8 protein-coding genes are annotated in these 13222 nt (G+C 35.0%); 7 read left to right on the top strand and 1 reads right to left on the bottom strand.

Annotated features, from left to right (window positions below):
* Positions 1 to 58 precede the first annotated feature (58 nt).
* Positions 59 to 739 (bottom strand): hypothetical protein, encoded by a 681-nt coding sequence (locus BW946_RS09470; protein WP_076595945.1) that lies wholly within the window; start codon positions 737 to 739, stop codon positions 59 to 61.
* A gap of 395 nt (positions 740 to 1134) precedes the next feature.
* On the opposite strand from BW946_RS09470, the gene BW946_RS09465 reads away from it, so the two are divergent.
* The 7 genes from BW946_RS09465 to BW946_RS09435 all read left to right on the top strand — a co-directional run bounded on the left by BW946_RS09465 (position 1135) and on the right by BW946_RS09435 (position 13146).
* Entirely contained in the window at positions 1135 to 3999 is a 2865-nt protein-coding gene (locus BW946_RS09465; protein ID WP_076595944.1) for a SusC/RagA family TonB-linked outer membrane protein, read from the top strand.
* Between the two features lie 12 nt (positions 4000 to 4011).
* A complete protein-coding gene (locus BW946_RS09460; protein WP_076595943.1) occupies positions 4012 to 5652 on the top strand; it encodes a RagB/SusD family nutrient uptake outer membrane protein in 1641 nt (546 codons plus the stop codon).
* 92 nt (positions 5653 to 5744) lie between these two features.
* Positions 5745 to 7682: a putative porin gene (locus BW946_RS09455; protein WP_076595942.1), complete on the top strand. Its 1938-nt coding sequence runs from the start codon at positions 5745 to 5747 to the stop codon at positions 7680 to 7682.
* A 12-nt stretch (positions 7683 to 7694) separates the two neighbouring features.
* Positions 7695 to 9281 (top strand): bacillithiol biosynthesis cysteine-adding enzyme BshC, encoded by a 1587-nt coding sequence (gene bshC / locus BW946_RS09450; RefSeq protein ID WP_076595941.1) that lies wholly within the window; start codon positions 7695 to 7697, stop codon positions 9279 to 9281.
* A 38-nt stretch (positions 9282 to 9319) separates the two neighbouring features.
* Positions 9320 to 11287 carry a LysM peptidoglycan-binding domain-containing protein gene (locus tag BW946_RS09445; RefSeq protein WP_076595940.1) on the top strand — a complete coding sequence of 656 codons (1968 nt, stop codon included), beginning with the start codon at positions 9320 to 9322 and terminating at the stop codon, positions 11285 to 11287.
* Positions 11288 to 11357: 70 nt separating this feature from the next.
* Complete coding sequence (gene fabD, locus BW946_RS09440; protein ID WP_076595939.1) at positions 11358 to 12233, top strand: ACP S-malonyltransferase; 876 nt, start codon at positions 11358 to 11360, stop codon at positions 12231 to 12233.
* A gap of 7 nt (positions 12234 to 12240) precedes the next feature.
* Positions 12241 to 13146, top strand: coding sequence for a GYDIA family GHMP kinase (locus BW946_RS09435; protein ID WP_076595938.1), 906 nt, complete (start codon positions 12241 to 12243; stop codon positions 13144 to 13146).
* Positions 13147 to 13222: the final 76 nt, after the last annotated feature.

The raw sequence follows: 13222 nt of genomic DNA, 5'->3' as shown, positions 1-13222 counted from the left end.
AAAGAAAAGCAGACATCTCAGATGCCTGCTTTTTTTATGATTGTTTATAAATATTTCGTTAATTTTCATTCAAAAAGGTAACAAGCTTTATTAAATCCTCATCCTTATCAAACTTTATTTTATTGGATTTAAAGAAGGTGGTTAAGCTGTCTTTTTTATCTGGAAACTGATTGATAATATCCTTTTGATTTTTAGGCTTCTTGATAAAGCCGTTTTGTGTTTTGATGTAGTACACTGGAGGCAATGTTCTGAAGTTAGCAGGTCTTTCACTTGCATAAGAATTTGCGGCCGGTACAACATCAGTAAATTTAGTTTTGATTTTTTTGTACAGATTGTTTTTTCCGTTGATCAATTCAAAAAAATATCCGTTTAAATTATCTGAAGTGTCCAGTAAAACGATTACTTGTCTAGGAGACAGAACTTCAATTCTTGAAAAATCTGTGGTTTTTGGAAGAACCTGAACATTTCCGTTTTTCTTAAATTCGATTTCATCAGTGTAGCTGTTATAGCGTATAGGAAGCTGCTCATAATTAACAGCAATCTTTGCATCAGAAAATTCTTTCCCAATATATGGGGAATCTCCTGCAATCTCATCATATTTAAATGTTTTACCTGTAGTTGAGTTGATGCCATCAAATACGGATTGTGCTCCTGTAGCACCATTTACTGAAAGTGTATTTTGTGCAAAACTAAAACTGAAGCTAAATATGGCTAATGCTGTTAAGACTATTTTTCTCATGTTTTTTTTTTAGGTTATAAATATATTACTTTTTAAAAGAAACCAGTATTTTTTATCTGTTTAATTGGATGAAACATTTGTATTGAAAAAATAGAAATTAATGATCATATAAATTAAAAAAAACGCCTATAAGCTTGAATATTAGCATTGTTTTAATTTAGATTCATTATAAATAATTATTTTTCTTTTGATTTTAAAGTGTTAAAAAGCGAATAATTTAAGTTTCTAATTTAAATTTTAATAATTTTTTACATCTAATATTATGAATTATAATGTGTGTTGTGGGATTAGATTGATTTATCATGAATATATCTATGATTTGTGAATCTGAAAAATTTGCTAGTGTTAATATTTATTAACATATTTGCTCCTAAAATATATTAAAATTTGTTAATATGAATGTTAAATTACGTGTATTAACGGCTGGTGTTTTGTTTTTTACAGGACAGGCTGTATTTGCTCAGGAAAATGACTCCAAGGATAAAAAAGACAAGGAGACAAAAATTGAGGAAGTAGTTGTCTTAGGATATAGTAAGACCGCTACAAAAGCAAAATCTACAACTTCTTCAGTTACCGTAGGTGCTGAAACTTTAGAAAACAGACCTAATATTTCTGTTCTGAATTCAATTCAGGGAACAGCACCAGGTATTGTTATTAACTCTGGATCTGGTTCTCCAGGTTCTGGGAAATTCAATATCTTGATTAGAGGTATGAGTTCTTTGAATGGTTCAAGAGATCCATTATACGTAGTAGATGGGGTAATCACTTCAGGTTCGCAGTTCAGAAACTTAAACTCTTATGATATTGAGACATTCAGTATTCTGAAAGATGCACAAGCTACCGCAATTTATGGTAACAGAGCTGCAAATGGAGTTGTTGTAATTACAACGAAAGGGGGGAAATTTAATTCAGGACTGAGAATCTCTTATGATGCCTTAACTTCTTTCTCAATGATCCCTAAGCCTGACTATAATATGTCAAGCGCTAAACAGCAATTACAGATACAAAAAATTTACGGAGGTGGTTTTGCGGCAGATCAAGACTTATCTCAGGAAGATATTGATAACTGGGCTATAGATACTGACTGGAGAAAACAATTTACTCAGGTAGGTATTTCTCAGCAACACAATTTAGCGATTACAGGAGGTGGTGAAAATATAAACAACTTCTTGTCTTTAGGTTATTTAGACAGTGAAGGTACTGTAAAGTCTACCGATTTCAAGAGATTTACTTTAAGAAATAACTTAAGTGGTAAGTCTAAAGATGGCAGATTAACTTTCGGTACAATTCTAGGTTTAGGATATTCCAAAAGAAATCAGTTAGATGATGAGGAAAATACAGGAATCAGCTCCAATGTAATCCAGAATGCATTATTTGGTAGCGTGCTTTCTCCTTCTTATGTGGCTCCTAATCCATATTCTAATGGGGTAGAATTATTCAACGCTATTGGACAAAACAGTGCAGGAAATAGAGCTTGGATTCTTCAGGATAACATTAATGGAGGAGTGAGAAACAGATTTACTGAACTAAGTATTTCTGCGAATGCGAATGTGAATTATAAGATTACTGATTACCTAAGTGTAGGGAACAGAACTGGTATAGAATACAAAGAATACGAAAGAATCTTTGCTAGAGGAGCTCAGGGATATTTGTCTACGGCTGTAGCAGCAGGAGCTGGTGCTAAATATGGAGGATCAGAGAGTTTTACAACTACTCAGGATCTTACATTTAACAGTATCACAAACATTACTTTCAATAAAACATTTGGTGACCATACTATTTCAGTTGCTGCTTACATGGATTATATTAAAGCTCATGTAAACACAAATACCCAAACTCAAAATGGATTAAACCCATTACAATGGCAGTTTGGTGCTGGAACAGGATATATTCCATTCAATCCTGATACACCGAATATTTACAGACCTACTGTAGGAGCTTCAAAAGTAACTGCAGGAACCCTGGCGTATTTCGGAACTTTAGACTATGATTATAAAGATAAATATGGAGTAAGTGGGGTTATCAGAAGAGATGGATCATACCGTTTCTTACCTACTAACAGATGGGAAACTTTCTGGTCAGCTGCTGTAAGATGGAATATCGACAAAGAAGATTTCATGGCTGAGTCTGGATTCAGATTGCTTAAATTAAGAGCTTCTATTGGTACTACAGGTAACCAGAATTTAGGAGTTGCAGCTAATAACCAAAACCCGTTGGCATTACTTCCAAATAATTTCCTTGATTTATATTCAGGGATCTCTGGATATCAAAATTTATTAGGATATAATTTTGTGAATTTATCTAACCCATATTTGAAATGGGAGCAGGTAAAACAAACAAATATTGGGGTTGATTTCAACTATAAAGGTCTTATAGAAGGTAGCTTTGACTACTATCAAAAGAGAACAACAAGAATGTTCAATACTTTACAGAGATCAGCTGTTACAGGTACTTATGGTATTAGAGGAAATGACGGAATCCTTGATAATAAGGGGGTTGAAGGTCTAATCAGGGTTAATGCTATTAAAACGGAGAACACAAAACTATCCATCTTTGTTAACGGTGCTTACAACTCAAACAAAATCGTTTCTATGAGTAACGAAGATTTGTCAGGAGATGTTGTTAATGCTATTGGAGGTCCTGCTAGTCAGTATCAGCTATATCCATACGTAGGAGTAAACGCGGCAAACGGAAATATGCAATTCCTTGATATCAATGGAAATATTACAGAAAACCCACAACCTTCAGATAGAAGATTGACAGGTAAATCTCCATATGCTAAATTTACAGGAGGTTTTGGATTTAACTTCCAATACAAAGGATGGTTCCTTGATACATTATTCTCATACCAACAAGGTGGATATATTTATGACAATTTATACTCTTGGGTAATGAATCCTGATTATGCAGCTGCCAACATTAACGTATCTGCTAATTTATTGAATGCTTGGACTCCGGAAAATACTGGATCTGATGTACCTAACTTATTTGCTGATAACGCTGGTACAGATGGTTCTTCAGATAGATTCTTATATAAATCAGATTTCATAAGACTTAAGAATGTTTCTTTAGGATATTCATTTACTAAAGATCAGTTAGGAAAATTACCTGTTAAAGGTATTAAAGTGTTTGTTCAGGCTGAAAACCTATATACATGGAGCAGCTGGAAAGGATTTGACCCTGAGCCGGTTACTACGTACTCGTTAAATGTATATCCTAACCCTAAAACAGTTTCAGTTGGGTTAAATGTTGATTTTTAATAAAAAAGAATTATGAAAAGAATTATAAATACAGTTTTAATTTTAGCAACTTTATCAGCAACAGGATTTGCTTTAAATAGTTGCCAGGATGCACTAGATATTAAACAGGCGGGAGAATTGAAGCCTGAAGAAGTATTTACTAATGTGTCAAATTTGAACGAAGCTTTAAATGGATCTGTATATGCTGTGTTTGATCCAATCGATGAAATATATTTTACTGCAGTTTTCACAGATGAAGTTAAGCCTGGAAGCGGTAGTGGAGGTCAGGAGTACGAACTACACAGATTTTTCCTTGATCCATCCACTCAAATTGTAGGAGGGGGATCAGTAAGTACTGGTTCAAGTGATGGGATCTGGCTTAACAATTACAAAGTAATTAACAGAGTTAACAGATTATTGGAAGGAGCTAAAAATATCACTCCTAGTTCTGGTGAAGTTGCTCAATATAACAGTATTATTGCACAGGCAAGAGCAATCAGAGCATTTTGCTATGTTCAATTGGAAACGTATTTTGCTCCTAATATGAAAGACCCTAATGGATTAGGTGTTATTCTTATAAAAGATGTTCCAGCAACTGATGCTAAGTTACCAAGAGCTAAGAATCAGGATGTTTACGACCTTATTAATTCGGATTTAGATTATGCTAGAAGTATTTTAACATATTCTAATACTGCAGCTGCAAGATACACTGTTGGTAAAGGATTTGTTAATGCTCTTTCTGCTCGTTTCAATCTATATAGAGGGAATACTACATTAGCAAAGCAATATGCTCAGGATGTGATTAATAATTCTCCTATTGTGGATGCTGCAACAGGTTCTAAGTTAACTGTAGCCAATCCTATTACAACTACTACGTCGCCTGCAATTGATTTAAGCACTGGTAGTACTTGGAGAAGTGAATTTTATGGTACTGCATCTTCTTTCAACCCATACAGAAACTTATGGAATGACTCGTCAAGAGGAGAAATTATTTTCTCTTTGAACAGACTTCCTTTAGGTGCTGGTGCAACTATTGGGTCAAGATGGAATACAAACCAATCTACAGCAACTGGAGTACCAATGTGGTTCTTAGGTAGAAACTTATTCAATTTAATTTATACTCCTGCCGGACAACCTGATAAAGGAGATATTAGAAGATATAATTATATTGATCCAACATCAATCATACAGGCAAACTACCTGAATGTTGACTCTAGAAATGATAGATTAGTTATTGATAAGTATCCTGGTAAAACAAGTACAGCAACAAGAAATGACCTTAAGGTATTCAGATTGTCTGAAATGTACTTTATTTTAGCAGAAGCAGAAGTAGCTGCAGGTAACTTAGCTTCGGCTCAGGCACTAATTCAGCAGGTGAGAGTTGCCAGAAACTATTTAGGTACTGCAACAACTCCTGTATATGCGAATGCTCAATCTGCTTACGCTGATATCTTGAAAGAGCGTAGAATTGAACTTGCTTTAGAAGGACATAGATATATTGACCTAAAAAGACTTGCTGCAGTTGCAGGGGTAACAATGGATAGAAACATTAAAGATGATTTTATCACGTTACCATCTCTTAACTTACCAAATGATAGTTATAAGTATACATTACCTATACCTGTACAAGAAACTTCTGCCAATCCAAATTGTCAGCAAAACCCTGGTTATTAATCATACAATAATCATTTGATATAGAACCCCTGCTCAAAGCAGGGGTTTTTTATGTCCTTTTATTTCTTATTTTTGCTGTATAATAATGAATAATGAAGTACATCCTTTTCATACTCTTCTCTTTAAGTTTTGTAGCCAGGGCTCAGGTCGTTAATAAAGCAGAGACAAAGCCTCAGTCCAAAAAAGAAGATACCCTTGTGATAGATTCCGGGAAAAAAGATTCCCTGAAAATTTTTAAGCCTACCATTAATGATTACCAGTATCAGACTCAGTTTTCTGAAAAGAAAGTTTTTGATACCGTAATGACTTTTGATAAAACCTATATCTTTTCACAGCAAAATAATAAAGATAACTTCGGAAGAGTACAACCTGCCAACATTGGTTCAGGATTCAATCCACTTGTATTTGAGGTAAACCCGGAAGAAAACCTTTCCTTACTGCCTTCCAATAAATCTTACATGATCATTGGAGCCAATGATGTGAAATACTATGATGTAAAAACACCTACCGCATCATTTATTTATCATAATGCAATGCGTAACGGAGCTGCTCTGAAATCAACCTATACCCAGAATATCGGAAAGAGATTCAACTTCGCTCTTGAATATATGGGACTTCGTTCTCAGGGGCTTTACAGAAACTCATTGTCAGCAAACAACAATACGTTATTCTCGGGGCATTATATTTCGAAAAGCGGAAACTATGAGCTTTTTGCCCATTATCTTCATCAGAATGTAAATAATCAGGAAAGTGGAGGGATTACCGAAGATAATCTGTTTCAGAGTGGAGACAGTAATTATAGCAACAGACAAAACGCACAGGTAAATCTGGCTTCTTCAAGCTCGCAGTTTTCTTACAGAAGATATTATCTGAGTCATCAGTTTACTCCATTCAATTCTGAGAAATTTCCTTTCAGCATAAGACATATTATTTCTCATCAGGGAAATAAATACTATTATAACCAAACCGCTTTGGAATCTTATTGGTATGATGATCCTACAGATTTAGTCAATGGTTTTCCACTTACAACCAAGAAATATTCTGAAAATTTCAGCAATACAGTAAGCCTTATCTTTAATAATGAAAAATTCAAGCTGGATGCTGGTGTGCGTTATCAGATGATTAAATTCGGGATAAGAGATATTGTTGCACTCAACAATGTGCCTTTTCCTGGTGAACTCAAAGAAAACAGAATAGGAGCCGTAGGAAATCTGCAGGTAAAACTTTGGGATAAAATTCAACTGAATTCATTCCTGGAATTTTCAAACGGTAGCCAGTTTAAAAGCTACCTTAAAACAACCAATAATCTGAAATTTGAACCCATCAAAGATTATTTTGTTAATGCAAAAGTGAACTTCCAAAGTGCCTATCCTTCATTCAATTACTTATTGAATACCTCCGTTTATAATAATTTCAATTATTATCTTGAAGATGCAAAGAACCAGTCTGTAATGGAAGTGGGAGGAAGCATCAATCTGAAATGGTTTAAAACTGAAATTTTCGCCAATTACTTCAGAGTTGATAACTATACGTACTTTGACAGCAATGGAAGTCCGAAGCAAAGTGACAATTCAGTCAATATCTCTCAGATCGGAGGAGATGCTACATTCAGCTTCAACAAATTCCATCTGAATACAAGAGTGCATTTCCAGAATACCTTAACGAACAAAGATCTGCTTCCAATGCCGGGCTTCATTGGTAGAGCCAATTTCTTCTACCAGACTCAGGCCTTCAAAAAAGCAGCAGAAATTCAGGCAGGTGTTAAAGTATATTACTTTTCTAAATTCGCTTCAAGAGAATACTTCCCTGTTCTTAATGAATATATCCTTCCAAGAGCAGATTCATTCTCCATTGGAGGACAGCCTATCGCTGATATTTATATTAATATGAAGGTGAAGAAAATGTTCTTTTTCATAGAAGGACAGCAGATAGGAACAGTGATTTCCAATAACAAAGCATATGCATTTCCACATTACCCGGTGTATGATTTCAGATTGAATATCGGAATCGTGTGGTATTTGTTCAACTAAAAACTGTACAGGTTGAAAACAATTAATAAAATATCATTTAACGATATAGAAAGCATTCCTCAATTGGTAAAAGATTTTTTACATCAGAAAATTGAAGGTTTTGAAAATAATACATTTTCCTTAGAGCATTTCAGACAGCAGATTCATCAGAAAAAAGATTCTTTTTCATCAGAAAAAAGAAATATTTTAGCTGATGTGTTAGAAGGTCAGTTAGAAACTCTTTCTCTATCTTCAAGGCAGAAAGAAAATCTTGAGAATATTAAACTGCCCAACACGTTCACCATTACAACAGGGCATCAGCTAAACTTGTTTTCAGGACCTGTTTTCTTCGTATATAAAATTCTTCAGACGATAAAGACATGTACTTATCTGAAAGAAAATTTCCCGGATTTTAATTTCGTTCCGGTGTATTGGATGGCTTCGGAAGACCATGACTTTGCGGAGATCAATCATTTTAAAACCGAGAATAATTATTACGAAACCCATGAGAAATCCGGAGGTCCGGTAGGGAGAATTGAAATCACTGATACCTATTTTATTTCGGAATTTGAAAAAGAATTCAAAGATTCTATTTTCGGTACAGAGCTGATCTTAATGATGAAGGAAGCATATAAAGCAGGAAATACTTTAACGGAAGCTATTAAGATTCTTGTCAATCGTCTTTTCTCAGAATTTGGGCTTTTGATTGTAGACGGAGATTCTAAGGAACTTAAAAATCAGATGAAGACCATTTTTAAAGATGAGCTTCTTCATTTTAGCTTACAGAAAACTTCTGAAGATAAAGTAAAGTTTCTGACAGAGAAATACGGAAAGGTTCAGGTGAACCCTCGTGAAATAAACCTTTTCTACCTTTCTGAAACCAGAGACAGAATAGAATTTAACGGACAGAAGTATAGTATTGTAGATAAACCTATCCAGTTTACAGAAGAAGAAATTCTTGAAGAATTGGAAAATCATCCTGAAAAATTCAGTCCGAATGCATTGATGCGTCCGGTGTATCAGGAAAATGTACTGCCAAATCTGGCCTACATCGGTGGAAATGCCGAAATCATGTACTGGCTGGAACTGAAAGATTATTTCTCAAAAATTAATACACCTTTCCCTATCCTTATTCCAAGAAACTCGATGCTATTCCTGAAAGAAAAAACATTGGGGAAAATTGAGAAACTTGATCTTAAAATTGAAGATTTTTTCCATAACTTCTCGGTACTTACCCATCAGAAGATGTTAAAAGATAATCAGATTTTACAATTACTTGAAGAAAAAGAAGAATTATTGATCAGTAATTTTTCTGCATTGAAAGTTTCGGCGGAAACCACTGAAAAATCTTTTGGAAATATGATAAAGGCAGAAGAAGTACGACAGTTGAAATCTTTTAAAAGAATGAAAAAACGTCTGCTTCATGCTGAAAAAATAAAACAGAACGAATTGCTGGAACGGCTTGAAAATCTGTTTTTAGATGTTCATCCCGCAAAAACATGGCAGGAAAGAGTCTATAACTTTAGTGTATTCTTTTCAGATTACGGCTACTCGTGGCTTGAAAATTGTTTGGAAGAGATGGTGGTTGATGATTCCAAATTAATAATTATTGCCATTTAATTTTAAAGAAGTATTTTTGTAAATTATAATTATCGAATATGATAAAGAGGTTTTTTATTCTATCCAGTTTATGTATGGTTTTGGGAGTTTCAGCCCAGAAATCACATACGGTTGTGCAAGGTGACAATCCTTACAACATTGCCAAAAAGTATGGAATGACTGTAGATGAATTGCTGAAGCTAAACCCCAAACATAAAGATGGCAAACTGGCGATCGGAGATGTTTTAACCATAAAATCAGACAAAGCAGCCACTCCGGCTGTAACAAAAACTGCTCCGGCGGAAAAAGTAACTTCAAACACAAGTGCTTCTTCTCTGGGTAAAATTGTTTTACTGCCAAAGCAAACAATATATGGTATTACAAAACAATACAGAATTTCCGAAACTGATTTGAGAAAACTGAATCCTGAACTGGATTCTCACATGAAAATAGGGGACGAAATCACCTTACCTCTTGCCAGCATTAAAAAATATGGTGGTGAGCAGCAGGCTGTAACAGCAGAAAAACATGCTGAACCCGCTGTAGAAAAAAATATAACGACGATTACCCCTACAACCGTTACTGCTGCTGTAGAAGGAGAGTCTTATGTTATCCAGGCTAAAGATAATTATTACAGAATTACAAAACAGTTTGGCATCAGCCAGCAGGACCTTTATGCTTTAAATCCGGGATTGGAAGAAAAAGGACTGAAACCAGGTGATACCATTAAAATAAAAAGAACAAATACAACGACTCATACTGATACTGTTGCAGAAACTGCTAATCCAAAAGCAAAAATGGATTCCGGGAACGAAAAATCAACAACTGCTTCCAATGTTGCAGCAGGTGATGATTATGTAACCTATACAGTTCAGCAGGGTGATACAGTATTCTCTATCGTTAACAAATTCGGTGTTTCTATTGATGAGCTTATTGCTCTTAACCCGGATCTTTCACATGGTTTGAAAACCGGAATGGTTTTAAAAATTAAAAAGCAGGATGCTGCATACGTAAAGAAAAACGGTGATGCTTTAAGTGTTATCTTAATGCTTCCTTTCGGATACAGTACCAACGAAACTCAGTATAGAGCAATGGCTCTTGATTTTTTGACAGGAGCTAAACTTGCCATTGAAAGAAATGCAAGAGGAGGACAAAAACTGGATATTAAAGTGGTAGATTCTGGAAATGAAGCTTCATTCAAAAACTCTTTAACACAGATCAATCCTGATAATACAGACCTTATCATAGGGCCTTTCTTTAAATCCAATGTAATTGATGTTCTTGATTTTACCAAAAATCAGAAAATTCCGGTTGTAGCACCATTTGCCAACTCTCCGGAACTCTATAACTACAGTAATCTTATTATTGTTGAGACCAACAATCAGACCTATGCTGATAAGATTGTAGAAGAGGTAAAAGGAATTTATTCAGATCAGAAAATATATATAGTGGCAGATGCTAAAAAAGAAAATGCCAATTATATCAAAGCCGGACTTGAAAAAGCGGTGAAAAATCCTAATATCATTATTGTTAATTCCCCGGCAGATATTCAGCCGGATCAGAATATGATGACAGGACAGTCTGCACCGGTTATTGCCATTTTAGCAAATGATGATAATGCTGCTGGAGATGCTTTTGCCAACAGAATGATCGCTATTTCTAAAGAAGTTCAGGGAATAAAAGCATTCAGTATGTTCTATTCTCCGGTTTTTGAGAAGAGAGTAGACGAACTGAGCCAGGCAAGTCTGGTATATCTGATGGATAGAAAGATTAATACGGACGGAAATTTTGAAAAAGAAATTCTGGCTGCTTATAAAAGCAAATACTGTAAAACTCCACCAAAATATGCAATCGTAGGTTTTGATGTTGTTAATGACATGTTAACAAGAGAAAATAAAAAAGGAGAGATCTTTAAACAGATGAATAAAGTTCAGACTCAGCTTGCTACCAAATTTGAGTTTGTAAAATCTAAAGCTAATGGTGCTTATGTAAATACCGGTTATAGAGTAATCAGGTTAGTGCCTTAAATGATTTATAGCTGTTTAAAAGAATATTATTAACATTATAGTTATATTTGCATAATATTTAATTCAATACATGAAAGCACTTGTATTTCCAGGGCAGGGATCTCAGTTCGTAGGAATGGGAAAAGAATTGTATGATTCTAGAAAAGATATTAAAGATCTGATGGAATCTGCCAATGAAATTTTAGGTTTCGACATTCTTTCCATTATGTTTAACGGTACGGATGCGGATCTTAAGAAAACAGAGGTTACCCAGCCTTCAATATTTATACATTCAGTAGCAGCATTAAAAGCCGTAAATGGTCTTGGTGCTGAAATGGTTGCAGGACACTCTTTAGGAGAGTTTTCAGCTTTGGTTGCCAACGGAGTCTTATCCTTTGATGACGGTTTGAAATTAGTTTCTGAAAGAGCAAAGGCTATGCAGGAAGCTTGCAATGCCAATCCAAGTTCTATGGCAGCTATCTTAGGTTTAGAAGATGCTAAGGTTGAAGAAATCTGTGCACAGATCAACGGAATTGTTGTTCCTGCCAACTATAACTGTCCGGGACAATTGGTAATTTCCGGAGAAACCCCCGCAGTAGAAGAAGCTTGCGCAAAACTGAAAGAAGCAGGAGCTAAAAGAGCATTGTTATTGCCAGTAAACGGAGCTTTCCATTCACCATTGATGCAGCCTGCACAGGAAAGACTGGCCGCGGCTATCGAAAAAACAAAATTCAGAAAAGCAACAATTCCTGTATACCAGAATATCACGACTACAGCGGTAACAAATCCCGATGAGATCAAACAAAACCTGATCGCTCAGCTTACCGGTCCTGTAAAATGGACACAGTCTGTTCAGAATATGATTAAAGACGGTGCATCAAACTTCGTAGAAGTAGGGCCAGGAAAAACCCTTCAGGGATTGATCAAAAAAATTGACGGATCTGTAGAAGCAACTTCTGCAATCTAATAAAAATATGAACGCGATATTTTCACCGGGCAAGCTTATGCTTACTTCAGAATATTTCGCTTTAGATGGAGCTCTTGTCTTAGCGGTACCTACCAGGCTGGGACAAGAGTTTTTCTTTGAAGAAAAAGAAGATGGAAAATCTCTTATTTTTTGGGAAGCTTATCATCAGAATACATTATGGTTAAAAGCTGTCATAGATTATAAAAACTGGCAGATTCTGGAAACCAATATTCCATCAAGTGCTGAATTCATTACCAAAACACTACAAAATGTTCAGCAGTTTTCTAGCAGTAAATTCAAAGCAGACCTTACTTATCATTTAAAAACCAATCTTCAGTTTCCGGCGGATTATGGGCTTGGTAGCAGTTCCACCCTGATGAACAATCTGGCAGAATGGGCAGAGGTTGATCCTTTTTATCTTAATACTATCAGCTTAGGTGGCAGTGGATACGATATTGCTGTAGCTAAAGAAAAATCTGCAGTTCTGTTCCAGAGTAAACCTGAGATAAAATATGAGAAGGTAGATTTCAGTCCATCCTTTAAAAATGAACTGATTTTTATCCATTTAAATCAGAAACAGGATAGTAGAGAGGGAATCAACTTATACAAGTCCAAAAAGAAGTCTCCGGAATTGGTAGATGAATTTTCAGATCTCACAAAAAAAATATTGTTATGCAATGAATTGGAAAAATTTTCCGAATTAATGATGATTCATGAGCATAAAATTGCAAATTTTCTTGAAATTCTCACAGTTAAAGAAAAATTATTCTCAGATTGCCCTTTATTTGTCAAAAGTTTAGGTGCATGGGGTGGAGATTTTGTAATGAGTGCCAAATTTGGGGACTATAAGAACTATTTTTGGGAGAAAGGTTTTTCCACTGTTTTAGAATGGGAAAACATAATTAACTTATAATCAAGTAATTGCAATCCTTTTTTTTTATTTGTCATTCTGACTTATATCAGTATATTTAAACCACCTTTAACAAATA

This window comes from Chryseobacterium sp. RU33C, assembly GCF_900156015.1.
GTDB classification, from domain to species: Bacteria; Bacteroidota; Bacteroidia; order Flavobacteriales; family Weeksellaceae; genus Chryseobacterium; species Chryseobacterium candidae.
Note: the sequence above shows the minus strand (reverse complement) of the source record. Positions and strands in the feature narration are given on the sequence as shown.

Bases quoted from the DNA above. Each gene is read 5' to 3' on its own strand.
- BW946_RS09445 (WP_076595940.1), top strand. From the start codon at position 9,320: ATGATAAAGAGGTTTTTTATTCTATCCAGTTTATGTATGGTTTTGGGA.
- BW946_RS09455 (WP_076595942.1), top strand. From the start codon at position 5,745: ATGAAGTACATCCTTTTCATACTCTTCTCTTTAAGTTTTGTAGCCAGG.
- BW946_RS09470 (WP_076595945.1), bottom strand. From the start codon at position 739: ATGAGAAAAATAGTCTTAACAGCATTAGCCATATTTAGCTTCAGTTTT.
- fabD (WP_076595939.1), top strand. From the start codon at position 11,358: ATGAAAGCACTTGTATTTCCAGGGCAGGGATCTCAGTTCGTAGGAATG.
- BW946_RS09435 (WP_076595938.1), top strand. From the start codon at position 12,241: ATGAACGCGATATTTTCACCGGGCAAGCTTATGCTTACTTCAGAATAT.
- BW946_RS09460 (WP_076595943.1), top strand. From the start codon at position 4,012: ATGAAAAGAATTATAAATACAGTTTTAATTTTAGCAACTTTATCAGCA.
- BW946_RS09465 (WP_076595944.1), top strand. From the start codon at position 1,135: ATGAATGTTAAATTACGTGTATTAACGGCTGGTGTTTTGTTTTTTACA.